The sequence below is a fragment of the Enterococcus silesiacus genome (assembly GCF_001886225.1).
GTDB classification, from domain to species: Bacteria; Bacillota; Bacilli; order Lactobacillales; family Enterococcaceae; genus Enterococcus_L; species Enterococcus_L silesiacus.
On sequence record NZ_JXLC01000018.1, the window covers coordinates 44340 to 59514 of the forward strand.

Sequence of the window (15175 nt, forward strand, 5' to 3'; positions counted from 1 at the left end):
CAAAAATAAGCACGACAATATAGTTAATTTTCTAATTGAGCGAATAATTTTACTAATCATCAAGTCTTTTCATGATACTAAGTGAAATGTAGACCGAAAAGGTCTGCGAAGGTTTCAATCTGTAAGTTTTTTACTTACAGCGACCTTATACTAAAATCCTCCCTCGTAAAGACAAAAAACAAATTAATTATAACAGGAATACGCCCATACTAAACAAGCTCTTACCAGAAGCTAGTTTTCCATAAAACACTATTCTATACTATAAAATTAACTAGAATAAAACATGTAACTATATGAGTACACTCCATAAGATAGAAAATAAATTCAATAGCAAGACCGAACACCTAAAATTGATACTAACCAAAAAAAGTCTACAGGCATTGATACTATAGGACTTTTATTTACCTTCTTTTACTAATTTCTTCCATTTCGTTTTACCATATATATGCAAGACAAAATAATATATGGAGGTTTTCATCATGGAAAAGCAACAGAAAAAGAAAGTAAAGAAACTGGAGAAATTAGAGGAGGTAAAAATCGGATATATTAGAGTTAGTAGCTTGGACGACCGCCAGCGCTTGAGTGTTGAAATTCAAACAGAAGCATTAGCTAGTTGTCATATACTATTTACAGAAAAACAAAGTGGTAGCAACAACGCCCGCCCAATACTTTACCAGACCTTAGAGCTGGCTAAATATCTATCTAGTAAAAATAAGCATGTTTCTCTTTATATTTACAAGCTAGACCGCCTAACAAGAAGCATGAGTAAATTAGGTTCCCTAATTGACGAACTAAATCAACATAATATTAAACTGGTATCACTCCAAGAAAATATCGAGACAGATTCACTCACTGGACGCTTGCTGTGCCTTGTTCTTGGTTACGTAGCCGAGATTGAGCTAGATAATATACGCTTTAGAACCAAAGAAGGACTAAGAAAAGCCAGAGAAAACGGCGTTAAATTAGGGAAACCAGCATTGACCGAAAAGAAAAAACAACAAATTATTGACCTATACCAATTAAATTCAATGCCAGTCAGTACCATAGCAAAACGCCTCAATATTAGTGAGAGTTCTATCTACAAAACACTGCGAAATAGCCAAGTTAAGAGACGAAAGACTAAAAACATTTCTTTAAAACCCTAGTAATTTATGTTAAACTTTTGATATAGCCATTTGTTTTTATATCGAACGTTAAAAGCAGATAACTGATTAAGCAATTATACATATAAATATTTACTTCGAAACGCTGTTCTCATAAGGTTTTTACCTTGTTAGATTGGCGTTTTTTGTTATCTTCTTATTTCGTTCGATATAAACAGTCTAATAACGGAGGTGAAAAGTAGCTTTACTTAGTGGAAAAATGGTTTTAAAACACAATAAGGAGATGAAATGAAGAGTGAAACAAAACACACGTATTGCAAGACTAGTCCGCAATAAACGAGTTAAGAAACTAGCTAATTTTGCCACAGTAGCAATGTTAGTTTGTCCTTTAGCAATTGGAGCAGTCAAAGCTCTGGCTGAAAATGTTGAGGAGCCACTAGCAACCGAAGAAGTTATCTCTGTGGAGATTGGAAAAAATCAAGAAGAAACGCCTGAGATAGCTAATAGTGTGCTAGAAGTAGTACCAGAAACTAAAAAAGTAGAAAGTGAGCCAATTGCACCTTATATCATCAATGAAGGTTCTATTGGTGATTATGACTTAGGGAACTTTCAACTTCAATTTTTTCCTGTACAGGAAAGAATGTTTGCACTGGAAGATAAAGGTGTAGATGTTTCTTCAGCTGTAGTTATTCAACAAAAAATTCACAAATATTTAATCGATTTCGGAGACCATCCTAGTGGCGACTGGAATCAGTTAATGGCATGGTTGAATGAATTTGACGCAGAAGTAACTCGTTTAGAAAACGAGAATACTGGAGAAAGGCCTTCATCTTCACTCGAAGACCTTGGAATAGACGCAACAGAACTTAGAAGCTTAATGGATCAGATTAAGTATGCATTAGCTAATACGGGCAGTTACACTGAAGAATCCTATGCTTTATTTTTAGCTGGAGGAGATGGAACACCCCAACAAAATTTAGTGTATGCTCAAGGCACATTAGATAAAACAGATTGGTTAAGTGCAGCTATCGCTCAGCAAAACGTAGATATTCTCGTAGAAGAGCTAAGCTATTGCTTAAATCTTTTAGTATTAGCAGAAACTCCTGAACCAGAAGTAAAAGTTAATATTACAATCAATTACGTTAGCCCTGAAAATGGAACTATCAATACTCTGACGCAAGAAGCTATTGAAGGTAAGCCTTTCACTGCCACTGCGCCAGATACGTTTACACAGTCAACTGGACCTAAGTTCTATAGAACTAGTGATGCTTCTCAAACAATTGCATCTGCAAGCGAAGGAGCAGTTATTACATTCAACTACGAAAAAATCATGGCTACTATGAATGATGTTATCGTAGATGGACCAAGTACTGCTAAAGTTGGAGACACTGTGAATTACAGAATGGAATCAACTACCTACTTCAACTTTGGTGATCCTCGTATTGATTATCTAGAGTTTGAAGCTGGTCATCCAGTCACTATCTCAGATCCGTCTGCGGCAGAAATTACGGCAGGCAGCGTTAAATTCCTCAAAGCAGGAACTTACACACTAGCTGGTGCTGCTGTATCTGAACCATTCACGGTTACAGTCACTGACAAAGATGTAACACTGCCAGTTAAACCAACAATCATCTCTAAAGAATGGATTGTTACTGGTACTACATCTATAAAAGCTGGCGGAGTTCTAGAATTTGGAGTAACTGAAAAAGTTACTTACAGTGACGGTAAAGTTACAACTAAAGCAATTACATTACCAACTGGTTATGTATTTACAAGTACTGACCCCGCTGATGCGATTAGTTGCAATAAAGTAACATTTGGTAAGAACGAAGGTAAACGTACTATTAGTTTAGTAACTAAAGCTCGTACTGGCGAAACAATCGTTGGACTAGAGGTAACAGTTACTAAAGATGGTAAACCAGTTTACCCGACTAGCCCAACAAAACCTGTTCAACCTGAGAGTGGTAGTAAGGTTGCTGGTGGTAGTAACAACCAAAATAATACCACTAGCTTAAATACTACCGGTAAAAACCAGAATGGAAGTAATATAACCTCTAAACAAGAATCAAGTAAAAATTTACCAACAACTGGCGAAAAAGAAACTCTTACTATGTTCTTGAGTGGCCTTGTTGCTTTAGGAGGAATGTTGGTAGTTGTGTTTAAGAGAAGAAACAAAGAAGTACAATAAACAAAATGAATTAGCATGAGATATTTAGCCTTGTCAATTATTGACAAGGCTTTTATTTTTAAGAAAAAAAACCCTTATCTTACAAGATGAGGGCTAAAAGTGCTTAATTGATTGTTTCAAACGGTTCTGTATTTACTATGAATAGAATTTCTTCCTTTGTAAGTTCATAGGTAGGACATAAGATATCTTCAATAACATCTATTTCAAAAAAATCGTAGGTGCTTTTCTGGATTGAAACAAATGCTTTGATAACTTGATATACTTCACGTATGTCATTCTCATTTTTCTCGATCAGTGCTTCAGTAGAATATTCAAGATCATCAAGATTAAATATATCGTAAATAGGGGCTTCAATCGAACCATACTGTAAAATTCGACGTATTTTATCTTCTCTACTGCCACTAGCTGTTTTATCATGAATAATCTTATTGTAAATGAGTAGTTGCATATTTTGTTTCTTTGACATAATGAATCACATTCTTTCTATTAAATTAACCTATCTGCTACTAGATAGGTTTTTAGACCTTTCCCAGTAGCGGGCTAATTAAATAAAAATCATTATCATAAATCCCTGAAACCGTAATATTATAGCACATTTTAAATATATAGTCGACGTTTTTTTAAATTTCCCCTAATATTTTATATTGATATTACCCAACACAGAACCCCATCCGCCAATTCTAAACTTTCAGTGCGTTTTAAATATGTTTCATCATTTAGTAAATACTCATCTATCAGTTCCGAATACTCATAATATTCGTCATAACCTTCTATTTCTAGGTGATCATCGGGTATAAAACCCTTCTTATATGCTTGCCATGTTTCACTACTACTTGGTTCCTCTAAAACAATAACAGCAGGTCTTGTTAAATATTCTGAAGGTTCGATAATTTTCGATAACTCTGCATAGCAACTTTTCACAGAATCAAACCACCCCACATATAGACTGATTGGACCATCTTTGTCGTCAAACCCTTTTTTTATTATATTTTCAGTATAACGATCAATTGTCAATCCTGTACATAAAAATCCTCTTTGTATTATTTTAGAATTACAAATAGAATCTATTTTTAGCACATTAAAATCACCTAACCCTCTTAAATAAAGGTCCGCCCAAAAACCTATTGCCTCTCGACGTTTTCCATGTCTTAGGTTATCACTTGTAATAAAAGTTATTGTTAAAAAATTATTATACCAATTTTTTAGATTGATAGCTTCATTTGGATTTACATCAAAATGAAGTAAATTTCCTACTATATTATTTATTAGAATTTCGTCTAAAATATGATTATAGATTAAATCTTCAAATAGAGTTCCATCATGAAAAATAGTAATAGTGGAATCTTTTTGTCCGTTATCATCTTCAATAGAATCGATCATTTTACTGTACTTAGGTAATTTTTTTACTACATATATCAATAGTAAAGCTAGAAAGTCTGAAAAATTATTATTAATAAAATAATCACCCAGACTTTTAATACCGTCTTCTCCTAAATATTTGACAAGTTCGTTTTTATCCTCCTTGAAATAATTATAGATCCTTTGAGCACTGGTTGTAATATCCACTTTCCACATACTTAAATTTGATATATTTTCAAAAGCTTTTGAGAGTCTCTTTTGCTCTTCAATAAATAGATTGTCATTAGATATATCTATGGCAAGCAAATATTCGCTTCTAATATCCTTTTCTTTTATTTCTCGAGTTACATTTATTCCTTCTGGAAAATCAGGTATATGTATATCTTTACTATATTTTAATATTGGATGAATTACTTCATTTATAAATTTTACCATATTTTTTCCACCGAAAGATGGAGTAGAAACATGTTTAATTTGCATACAATACCAGTAAAAATGAAATCTCTTCATAAATTACACTCCTTTACTTGAAATCATTAAATTATTGCAAATAAAATACACATAAATTATCAATTAGGCAATTTTTTATGGTAATAACATCGATAATGAATGTAATTTTCTTTTACTTTAATATAGACTGTGTTAGCAAGAAAGCTAATTAAACACTCGTTAAAAATAGTATACCAAATACAGCTCGCGACTGCATTAGTATGTAACAGAAACAGGAGGAGATATTATGCTATATACAATATTTGCTAGCCTAATTATATTGTCACCATATCTAATTGTTGTATTAAGTTTTTTAGCCTGGTATTACAACTGGAAGAAAAAAATGTAATTACAAAATTAAGAGGAAATAAACAAAAGAAACAGTATTAAACATATAAAAGTTTTAACCTTCATTAATAAAGCTCTGGTTAAATTTTAGACTAGTCAGCTAGGGCTTTTATTATAAAAATCAAAAAAAGAAAGAGGTAATTTACTATGTACAACCAACAAAATCAGTATCTAGACATTTCAAATCAACCCGAAGTTTTTACTCCGAATGATTCAGGTAATTTGCCAGTTGCTGTTAAAAGACAAATCGCTAGAGATACCGCAGAAGTCGTTAGAAGATCAGTTAATATGAGTGCCAATCTGAAAGCCCAAGCCAATGTTGCCAATACTGCCCTAAATGAAACTGCGGGAATTGCTGCAAAAGTTGCCTATCTAAACGAAACGTTCCCGAATGGAGAAAATCATTTCAATCATATTTTAAATGTATTTACTTCGTCTGCCTCAGAAAAAGTAAGGAGGTTTTATTAATATGAATAGAATATTGCCAGTTATCGTTATAGCTTGTATTGCCGTCGTTATTGTTCTTGTAGGTTTCTGGATTTATGATCTTGTTACTACAACACCAGAACCAACAAGACAACCTGAGCCAAGAGAAACGCCCTTGAATGAGCTATATACAACAGAAGAATTAATGCAGGCTAGAGCAATTCTGACTGAAATAGAAATCGAATATGAAGCAAATGAAGCTCATCGAAGGCTAATAGAAGAAGCACTCCGACAGCAACAAAATTACTACCGTTAAAAAATAATCAAGAGAATGCTAACGTAATTAGTTAGTATTCTCTTGTAAATGGAGGTAATCAACTATGAGTAAGCCTTTCAATTTCAATGATCTATACGAAGAAATTAAACAAGAACAGAATGATAACCTTAATGCTAAAACAGTAACTGACTTCTATTCTCACTGGGGTAAGCCGTTTACTATCACTGGACTAAAAAATAAAGTCGAAAAAGAGCCAGAAATCCCGCCGTAATAGGTTACCCGATGTAAATAAAACAATAGTTAAATACTCCTCCCTTAACACTGTGTTCTAATCAGAGCGAAGCAGGTTTTTCGGTTACCTAAGAGCCTGTGGAGAAGATTTACATTGAATGAATAATAGTTTTTAATGGCTCTATTATTCGCTTTAAAACCCATGAAAGGAGTTGTATATGAATAATGAAAAAACAAGACAACGAAAAAAAGGACGTGGTTTCTTTGAAAGGCAAAATATCAGGCTGGATTTTCAGCATATTTGTTGGCTGTGTGGCTTTAAATATTGCTATCAAATTATTAGCAGAAGTCTGGCTTCCTCTAGTCTGTTTAATCATCTTCATTGTCTTACTAGCTATCGGCTATCGGCTGAAAAGGTTTAATGATTGGAGATGATGACATGAGAAAAATTGAAAACCTGACCTGGCATAAACTCTCATGGACTAGACCCATTGAGTTTGAAAATATCCAGAATCTGGTTCACCATCTAGCAGTTACAGAGAAAAAGCCTGTAGCATATGAGATTAGAGCTACTAGCGGTAAGATTACTTATTTTCTAGGTACTGAAAAAGATGAGTTTGCTAAGATTCAGAAAATATTTAAAACGCATGGTGTTGACTTTGGAGCAGAGCTAGTCAAGGATACCACTACTAGAAAGCCTATAAAGGTCGCTAGAAAGCTTTCAATAGCAAAACCTATACTTTCCCTTAAAACAGACAATGCTAATGAGCTAACCCGCATAATGACAGCCACTATTGCACAAGCTAGTCCTAAAGACGAAATAGTAATTCAGTTGCTTGTAGCTTCTAGCCTTCCGCCCGAACATTTACCTAATAAAAACGTACCTGATCCGCATGCTAGTTGGTGGCAGATAATCAGCAACGGCAATCCACCAGTCGCTTCAAGCGATACTAGAACGGCTATTAAGAACAAGATAAAATCACACCGCCTTAGAACGATGATTAGAATCGGAGCTTCTTGCAAAGATGAAGCTAAAGCTCGGAGCTATATTCTAAGCGTTTTATCGGCATTTAGAATGTTAGAAGCTGGCGGAAATAAACTGAATCTTCAACCAGAAGACCCGCTAAATATTGATATGGCTAAACTACCTTGGAAGTATTCGAAGCTTTCTGTTCCTGAATTAGCTAACTTTATGATTGCCCCAATCGGACAAGAGGATTTAAGTGGAATTACACCAATTCATCCGAAGCTACTGCTTCCGCCTCTAGGCATGAAAGACCCACCGAAAAATCAAGCTCGAGCATTTGGAACAACGCTAAACGAAAATTCAGAAGATAGACGATTACTCCACTTATCCGCAAATGATGCAAGAACAAATACTTTTATTGTCGGAAGTACTGGATCAGGTAAGTCAGTCATTCTTGAAAATCTTTGCCTAGCAGATGCGCAAAATGGGCATGGTTTTGTTTTGCTAGACGTAAAGCAAAGTCTAGTCGAATCAGTAGCTGAAAGATTACCAGAACACCGTTTAAAAGATTGTGTAGTGCTTGAAATTGGCGGACATAACCCAATAGGCATAAACCCGCTTCAATTTATTGACGGTAAAAATTCAGAAATAGTCGCCGAATCCGTTTTATCGGCTTTAAGAGGATTATTTCCTGAATTTGGAGTCTTTACAGAAGAGCTACTCACAACAGGTCTACTGACCCTAGCACAAAGTAAAAATATGACTCTATTACACTTGCCGATTCTATTTACTAATGCCAGTTTTCGTCACAAAGTCACTTCGAAGCTGACGGATATTTATTTAAAGAGCTATTGGGCAAATTTTGAGGCCATGCCAGAGAAAGAGCGTAAAGTGCAGCTAGGTGCGTTAAATCGCCGCTTGAATGTTCTTCTAATGCGTCCAGCTCTTAGAAATTTGTTAGGACAGCCACACCCAAAGTTTAACCTAGAGGATGTCTTTGATAAGAATGAAAATACCATTCTACTCATTCCGCTCAACTCTGGGATTGTCGGTGAGACGGCGGCGGAGCTTGTAGGTAGTCTAGTCATTAACTTGCTGTGGAATATCATTTTAAAACGTACCGAACAACCTGAAAAAGACCGTAAGCCGGTCATGGTTTATATTGACGAGTTCCATAGCTTTTTAAAATATTCGGAAGCTAATTTTCAACAAATGTTAGAAATGTGCCGTTCTCTAGGCGTTGGATACACTCTTGTTTGTCAGAATTTAGGACAACTTTCAAAGGAGTTAAAGGAGGTAGTATTTGCTAATGCAAAATCGAAGATAATTTTTTCAGTTCCAAATAAAAGAGACGCTGTTCAGTTTGCAGACCTAACAGCGTCCCAGTTGAGTGAGATAGATTTTACACTACCTCAATTTAGAGTATACGCGACTCTAAATAGAAAAGATATTGCTAATGTTTGGTTAAGCGGAAAAACTTTTCCTTCCAAACCTAGCAAGAGATTACCGATTGAAGTTTTTGCTCGAAGTGCCGAAAAATACGGACGAGATATTGCTGAAATTGAAAAAGAATATATCGACCTAATGACTCAAAATGATTCACAAGATGATGGCCTAAACGATTTAGATATTGACCTAATTATAGGCAAAAAACCAAAGAAAAAAGCAGACAATTAACTGTCTGACCGCCTGACCTATCGATCTAACCAAGCGCGGTTTGTTAAAGGTGGAAAAACTAAGCAATTTAAAATTAGTGGAGAGGACTTTATATTTATAATTTTCTCTAATTAAATGTATAAATCTAAACTCTCCCGAGGGGGAACCTACCATGAACGACAAAGAAAATAAACGTATATCTAAACCCGAGTTACGTCGCCTATCGGCACTACTGGACTCGCATGAAATTGAAATCGTGCAAACAATTAATCAAGTGAAATTTATTACTGCTAACCAATTGCAACGGCTATACTTTACCAAAACAGATAATCGAGTCACGAACCTTAGAAGATGTAATCGAAAGTTACGACGATTAAAGAACTTTGGTTTAATCGCTGACCTACCAAGACAGGTCGGAGGGAGAAAATCTGGTAGTAATTCTACTATTTGGGCTGTCAGCTCAGCAGGCTATCAGCTGCTAAGATTAGACGATATGACACTAAACGCTACTAGGAAAAGACTCTATGAACCAAACATTTTATTCTTGGAGCATACTTTAGCAATCACTGAAACCTATACTCGCTTGCATGAGATGAACCAAAAGAGTAAGATTCATGATTTACAAGTAAGTTTTGAACCGCAATGTTGGCGTTCCTATATGAAAAAAGACGGCGTGGCTACCTTTTTGAAGCCTGATTTATTCGCTCGTTTCGCTGTTGATGATGAAACGGAAGACTTCGTATATTATGAACTAGATCAAGCAACACAAGCACCGTCACGAGTCGTTAGGAAGTGTAAACAGTTTTTGGCTTATTATAAATCGGGTATAGAGATGCGAGTAAACGGCGTTTTGCCATGGGTAGTCTGGATAACGCCAAGTAAAAAACGACGAGAACAGCTAACTCGATATATTCATGAAGCTATTCCAAACGCCGAGCGGATTTTCAGAATAATTACAATGGAGGAATTAGAAACGTTAACCTTTGATACCAACAAGGAGGAGGATTAAAAACGAGAAAAAAGACAAGAATACTCAACCTAAAAAAGCGCCCATTTCTTCTAATTTACCAGAAAAAATCACTAAAATTGAAGTTGGTGAAACGACTGTATTTATAACCTTTAACAAAGACGGCGAGAGCTTAGAAACCTTGTTATTTAGGCACTTTAAAGGTGTGAATGATAGTGAAAACTAGCTTGCAATATGGTAAAATAGACATGTGGGCAAGATTTGAGGAGGACCTATAAAATGGAACAACTTGAAACTGCTTATAATCGAACATTGACAACTAGAAAAGTGTGGAAAGTCGCAATTTACTTGCGACTTTCTCAAGAAGACGGCAAAGAAGAAAGCCAAAGCATATCAAATCAGCGTAAAATCATCTTAGATTATCTAGATAATCGGTTTTCTGGTGAATATGAAATCATTGATACTTATATTGATGATGGTATTAGTGGAATTACAGCAATTCATCGACCTGAATTTTTACGCATGACAACAGATATTACTAAAGGACGAATTGATACAGTAATTTGTAAGAGTTTATCTCGTGCCTTTCGTAATTCTGGCGACCAAGCCGAATATCTAAGAGTTTTCTTTCCTCAACACAAAACTCGTTTTATCACGACTGACACGCCACACATTGACACTTACTTGAATCCTAAACAGGCTTTCGCAATGGATGTTAGTTTTTACGGCGCTTTTAATGAAAGTTATCCGCTAATGATTTCAGAAGAGATCAATAAAACATTTAAGTCTATGCGTGAAGATGGCAAGTTTACTGGTGGATTTGCCCCATATGGATATACCAAGGGTGATACTGAAGAAACTCGTCATAAACTATTTATTGATGAAGAAGCAGCCGAAACTGTTAGAAAGATTTTTAACTGGTTTGTCTATGATGGTATGCGAATGCGAACCATCACCGAAAAACTCAACTCTTTAGGAGTACCTAACCCAACGACTTATAAGCGCATTAAAGGAACAAAGTATAAAGGTAGATTTCCAATGAATGACGGTTTATGGAATATCACGACAGTTGGCGCTATCCTTAGTCATGAAGTATATATCGGAAACATGGTTCAAGGTAGGTATAGGACAATTAGCCCTGTTTTAAAGAAAAGCGAGCAAGTTCCTAAAGAAGAATGGGTTATCGTAAAAAATACCCATGAGCCGATTATTTCAGATGAATTGTTTGAGAAAGCTCAAAGCTTACGAGTTGTTCGGCACCGTACGCCTAAAAATAGGAAATCTATCGATTTGTTTTCTGGGTTTTTAAAGTGTGCAGATTGCAAAATGACAATGGTTTTTAGGCAAAACACCTATATAACTAAAAAAGGTGAAAGAGCTAGCCCTTGTTACCTCTGCTCAACATATGTAATGAGATCAAAAATAGCTTGTTCTAACCACTATATCAATCAGAAAAGCTTAAAACAGGTGGTTTTAAAGGCTATTCAAAATCAAATTGAAACAGTTTGTAATCTAGAGCAACTACTTGACCAAGCTCAACGCGGAAAAATTGCAAAGACCGAACAGAATCGCCTTGATAAAACGTTAAAAACTAAACTGAATGAATTGAGTAAGATGGAGAAAATCGCAGATAATCTGTATATTGACTGGAAAACTGAGGTTTTAACCAAAAGTGAGTATATCCGCATGAAGTCGTCTTTTGAAGAAAAAATTTCACACTTGGAACAAGTTATAGAGACTATTAAATTTGAACTTGAAGAGCGAAAAAATAAGACTGATGAAATCACACCTTATTTAGAAGCCTTTCGAGAACACAAAAATGTGACAGAACTCAATCGAGCAATTTTACTTGATTTAGTAGAGAAAATTTATGTTCATGAGGATAAAAGTATTACAATTGAATTTAAGTTTGCGAATACCTACAATAAAATTGTCGAATCTGTCTAAAAAGAATAGACTAATAATAGCGAGCTTTTCGCTATTATTAGTCTTTATGATAAGTTACCATATGGTAAGATTTATGAAAATAAATTTGCTTCAAAAAGGAGAAAAAATGAAATTAACTGTTTTGGTAGATAATAATGTCTACATTGATCATTACTACTTTGGCGAACCAGCTTTATCTTTTTATATCGAGGATGAAAACGAAAAGATTCTTTTTGATACGGGTTATAGTGGTGTCTTTAAAAAAAATGCTGATTTACTCAACATTGATTTAAGCCAAGTGACAAAGTTAGCCTTATCTCATGGTCACAATGATCATACTGGCGGTTTAAATATGATTTCAAGTATCTTTACCAGACAAAAGCCGCAAATTATTGCACATCCACTAACTTTCTTACCAAAAAAAGAAGACGAGTTGATCATTGGATCTGCAGTAACAAAGGAAGATTTACAAGTAGATTACGATCTACTTCTTACAAAAGAACCAGTTAAGATTTCCCAAAACATCACATTTCTAGGAGAAATACCCGAACTAGTAGATTTTGAACCTCGTAAACAGGTCGGTGAGACAAAATTATCAGAAGTCTTCACACCTGACTATGTTTTAGACGATTCTGCTTTAGTCTTTGAAGGTCATGATGGTATTTATATTATCACTGGTTGTTCTCACAGCGGTATCAGTAATATTTGCGAGTATGCTAAACAAGTGACCGGTATTCAAACAATCAAAAGCGTTATTGGCGGTTTTCATTTGTTTGAAGAAGATTTACAGTTAGACAAAACAATAAAATACTTTAAAAGTAATCAAATAGCCAGTCTATATCCTTGTCACTGCGTTTCATTTCAAGCCAAAGCGAAGATTCACTATCAACTTCCAATCCAAGAAGTTGGTGTAGGATTACAATTAGAATGGAAATAAAAATACCGCCCCCAAAAGTTACATTTTTTGGGGGCGGTTCATCTGTTGTGCATCTTACCTTCTTTTGTTTTTAACTCTCTTAGTAAAGAGAAATGAATGACTTCTTATGCATTTTCCTCAATAACTAAACTACTATCATTCAATACATCACGGTCTAACTCTTTGATCCGCGAACTAGTTACGATTCCCGCTACCATACTGTCGCTAACATTAACAGCAGTTCTAGCCATATCAATCAATGGTTCTACAGAAATGACCAAGCCAACAATTGCCACAGGTAAGTTCATTGCACCTAACACGATCAACGAAGCAAACGTTGCTCCACCGCCGACACCAGCTACACCAAACGAACTGATTGTTACAATTGCAACGAGCATCAAGATAAATTCTAAACTAAAGACGTTAATTCCAACCGTTGGGGCAACTATTGTAGCCAACATAGCAGGATAAACCCCTGCACAGCCATTTTGTCCAATTGACATACCAAAACTTGCCGCAAAGTTGGCTGTAGCATCATCAACACCTAAAGCTTTTGTTTGTGTTTCAATATTTAAAGGCATTGCTCCTGCACTCGATCTTGAAGTAAAAGCAAAACTCAACACTGGAAACGATTTTTTCAAATAGTTTACAGGATTTACTTTGACTGCTACTAAGATCACCAAGTGAACCAGCATTACAATGATCAATGCGGTATAAGAAGCTAATACAAATTTCCCTAGATTAAGGATCGCATTATAATCACTTGTCGCAACAACATTAGTCATCAATGCTAAAACGCCATAAGGAGTCAAACGTAAAACCAATGTCACGATACGCATCGTGATTTTATAAAGACTGTCGATCAAGTTTGCAAAAAATTCTGCTTCTTTCGGTGCTTTTCTTTTAATACCTAAATAGGCAATCCCAACGAATGCTGCAAAAATGACCACACCAATCGTACTTGTTGGACGTGTACCAGCAAAATCTGCGAAAACATTTTTAGGAATAAAAGATAAAATTTGTTGAGGAATCGATAGGTTTTCAACGGTTTCCTGTCGAGTCGCAAGTTCTGCGATTCGTGCCGTTTCTGCTGTTCCTTCTGTAAATTGTGCACCTTGTAGTCCAAACAATAATGTTGTTCCAATTCCAACCAAAGCTGCTATAGCCGTTGTCCCTAATAAGGTTGCTAGGACAGTAAAGCTGATTTTTCCAACTTGTTTGGATTCTTTCATCTTAGTAAATGCTCCTACAATAGAAACAAAAACTAAGGGGATTACGAGCATTTGTAAAAACGCTACATATCCATTACCTACAATACTGATCCATTCCATTGCTTGCGTTGTGACTTTGTCTTGGGTACCGAATGCGAATTGAATAATTGCACCTAATACAATACCAACACCTAATGCGGCAAAAACACGTGTTGAAAACTTATAGTGTTTTGCTTGCATACGGTAAAAGACGTATAACACTGCAAGAAAAGCAAGGACCACTAAAACAGTGATGAGTGTTGTCATTTTTTTCCCTCCTAAATTTAAAAGCAGAGCAAATAGATTAATCCTGTAGAAAATTAGAAAATGGGCATTGAAACGTTCTTTGTTTCATTGGCAATTTATCTATTTTCCTAAAGATTGATTTGCGCAGCTAGATACATTAAAAGCTGGACGAGCTTGTTCAGCTAAATAATGCAAATGACAAGTCCATCAAAGGAAGTAAAGGTTCCCGGGGATCATTCTTCAATGATCCGCCCTAAAAATAAAATCAATTATTTTCAGTGATAGGTCTATTGTACCTGATTTAAAAGGCTAAGCGGTACTATTTTGTTTCTATAATGATAGAAAAAAGAGTTTGTGATAGTCAAAAACTATCACAAACTCTTAGAAACGATCTATTAGTATTTAGATTTAATCTTCAATATTATTACTCAGCTGCTGATTGGAAGTTTAATTGAATACCTGGTTTATCCAAAGCGATTTCAGTGATTTCATAAGCCATACGTTGCACGATATCAAACAGCGGACTGACTAACTCATCCACTTCTTCTTGTGAGATATCTTCTTGGGTTTCAATCTTATGATTGATGATATGATTGATTTGACTAACTGAACCTGATAATAGATATTCTTCAAAAACTAAGCGAAACTCAAGACGAGCTGCGATGATTGAATTTTCTTTTGGATAATTTTCATCTGTTGATTCAATTGGTGAAAAGCCCACTCTAAGATCCGTTGCTACTTCTTCCATATCTTGTGTACGCATGTCGTAATGAAAAGCCTCTACAACTTCTTGTTGACGTTTTATTTCCATGAATTAAAATCTCCC

General features: G+C 35.3%; 14 protein-coding genes. 10 read left to right on the forward strand and 4 right to left on the reverse strand.

What is annotated here, in order from left to right:
* Positions 1-479 precede the first annotated feature (479 nt).
* Both RV15_RS12335 and RV15_RS12340 read left to right on the forward strand, forming a co-directional pair.
* Positions 480-1145 (forward strand): recombinase family protein, encoded by a 666-nt coding sequence (locus RV15_RS12335; RefSeq protein ID WP_071878348.1) that lies wholly within the window; start codon positions 480-482, stop codon positions 1143-1145.
* 253 nt (positions 1146-1398) lie between these two features.
* The gene (locus RV15_RS12340; protein ID WP_071878349.1) at positions 1399-3291 is read left to right on the forward strand and encodes an LPXTG cell wall anchor domain-containing protein; all 1893 of its coding nucleotides are present in this window, start codon (positions 1399-1401) and stop codon (positions 3289-3291) included.
* 103 nt (positions 3292-3394) lie between these two features.
* Here RV15_RS12340 and RV15_RS12345 read toward each other — a convergent pair whose 3' ends face one another.
* Together RV15_RS12345 and RV15_RS12350 are read right to left on the reverse strand one after the other, a co-directional pair.
* The gene (locus RV15_RS12345; RefSeq protein WP_217265825.1) at positions 3395-3739 is read right to left on the reverse strand and encodes a hypothetical protein; all 345 of its coding nucleotides are present in this window, start codon (positions 3737-3739) and stop codon (positions 3395-3397) included.
* 191 nt (positions 3740-3930) lie between these two features.
* Positions 3931-5160: a hypothetical protein gene (locus tag RV15_RS12350; RefSeq protein WP_071878351.1), complete on the reverse strand. Its 1230-nt coding sequence runs from the start codon at positions 5158-5160 to the stop codon at positions 3931-3933.
* A gap of 474 nt (positions 5161-5634) precedes the next feature.
* Between RV15_RS12350 and RV15_RS12355 the strand changes: the two genes are divergently transcribed.
* From RV15_RS12355 to RV15_RS12390, 8 genes are all read left to right on the forward strand, one after another.
* Complete coding sequence (locus RV15_RS12355; RefSeq protein ID WP_071878352.1) at positions 5635-5955, forward strand: hypothetical protein; 321 nt, start codon at positions 5635-5637, stop codon at positions 5953-5955.
* Position 5956: 1 nt separating this feature from the next.
* Positions 5957-6229, forward strand: a complete 273-nt coding sequence (locus RV15_RS12360) for a hypothetical protein (RefSeq protein WP_071878353.1) — start codon at positions 5957-5959, stop codon at positions 6227-6229.
* A gap of 64 nt (positions 6230-6293) precedes the next feature.
* A complete protein-coding gene (locus RV15_RS18765; protein ID WP_167364103.1) occupies positions 6294-6461 on the forward strand; it encodes a hypothetical protein in 168 nt (55 codons plus the stop codon).
* A gap of 185 nt (positions 6462-6646) precedes the next feature.
* The gene (locus tag RV15_RS12365; RefSeq protein ID WP_071878354.1) at positions 6647-6856 is read left to right on the forward strand and encodes a hypothetical protein; all 210 of its coding nucleotides are present in this window, start codon (positions 6647-6649) and stop codon (positions 6854-6856) included.
* Between the two features lie 4 nt (positions 6857-6860).
* Entirely contained in the window at positions 6861-9065 is a 2205-nt protein-coding gene (locus RV15_RS12370) for a type IV secretory system conjugative DNA transfer family protein (RefSeq protein WP_071878355.1), read from the forward strand.
* Positions 9066-9216: 151 nt separating this feature from the next.
* Positions 9217-10053, forward strand: coding sequence for a replication-relaxation family protein (locus tag RV15_RS12375; protein ID WP_071878356.1), 837 nt, complete (start codon positions 9217-9219; stop codon positions 10051-10053).
* A gap of 237 nt (positions 10054-10290) precedes the next feature.
* Positions 10291-11958 (forward strand): recombinase family protein, encoded by a 1668-nt coding sequence (locus RV15_RS12385; protein ID WP_071878358.1) that lies wholly within the window; start codon positions 10291-10293, stop codon positions 11956-11958.
* 106 nt (positions 11959-12064) lie between these two features.
* A complete protein-coding gene (locus RV15_RS12390; RefSeq protein WP_071878359.1) occupies positions 12065-12874 on the forward strand; it encodes an MBL fold metallo-hydrolase in 810 nt (269 codons plus the stop codon).
* A 104-nt stretch (positions 12875-12978) separates the two neighbouring features.
* Here the strand turns inward: RV15_RS12390 and RV15_RS12395 are convergent, their stop codons facing one another.
* Both RV15_RS12395 and RV15_RS12400 read right to left on the reverse strand, forming a co-directional pair.
* Positions 12979-14370, reverse strand: coding sequence for an L-cystine transporter (locus tag RV15_RS12395; RefSeq protein ID WP_071878360.1), 1392 nt, complete (start codon positions 14368-14370; stop codon positions 12979-12981).
* 403 nt (positions 14371-14773) lie between these two features.
* Positions 14774-15160: a DUF1149 family protein gene (locus RV15_RS12400; protein WP_071878361.1), complete on the reverse strand. Its 387-nt coding sequence runs from the start codon at positions 15158-15160 to the stop codon at positions 14774-14776.
* Positions 15161-15175 lie beyond the last annotated feature (15 nt).

Coding starts and splice junctions, on each gene's coding strand:
- RV15_RS12365 (WP_071878354.1), top strand. CDS start 6,647: ATGAAAAAACAAGACAACGAAAAAAAGGACGTGGTTTCTTTGAAAGGC.
- RV15_RS12385 (WP_071878358.1), top strand. CDS start 10,291: ATGGAACAACTTGAAACTGCTTATAATCGAACATTGACAACTAGAAAA.
- RV15_RS12390 (WP_071878359.1), top strand. CDS start 12,065: ATGAAATTAACTGTTTTGGTAGATAATAATGTCTACATTGATCATTAC.
- RV15_RS12400 (WP_071878361.1), bottom strand. CDS start 15,160: ATGGAAATAAAACGTCAACAAGAAGTTGTAGAGGCTTTTCATTACGAC.
- RV15_RS12395 (WP_071878360.1), bottom strand. CDS start 14,370: ATGACAACACTCATCACTGTTTTAGTGGTCCTTGCTTTTCTTGCAGTG.
- RV15_RS12350 (WP_071878351.1), bottom strand. CDS start 5,160: ATGAAGAGATTTCATTTTTACTGGTATTGTATGCAAATTAAACATGTT.
- RV15_RS12360 (WP_071878353.1), top strand. CDS start 5,957: ATGAATAGAATATTGCCAGTTATCGTTATAGCTTGTATTGCCGTCGTT.
- RV15_RS12355 (WP_071878352.1), top strand. CDS start 5,635: ATGTACAACCAACAAAATCAGTATCTAGACATTTCAAATCAACCCGAA.
- RV15_RS12345 (WP_217265825.1), bottom strand. CDS start 3,739: ATGCAACTACTCATTTACAATAAGATTATTCATGATAAAACAGCTAGT.
- RV15_RS12335 (WP_071878348.1), top strand. CDS start 480: ATGGAAAAGCAACAGAAAAAGAAAGTAAAGAAACTGGAGAAATTAGAG.
- RV15_RS12370 (WP_071878355.1), top strand. CDS start 6,861: ATGAGAAAAATTGAAAACCTGACCTGGCATAAACTCTCATGGACTAGA.
- RV15_RS18765 (WP_167364103.1), top strand. CDS start 6,294: ATGAGTAAGCCTTTCAATTTCAATGATCTATACGAAGAAATTAAACAA.
- RV15_RS12375 (WP_071878356.1), top strand. CDS start 9,217: ATGAACGACAAAGAAAATAAACGTATATCTAAACCCGAGTTACGTCGC.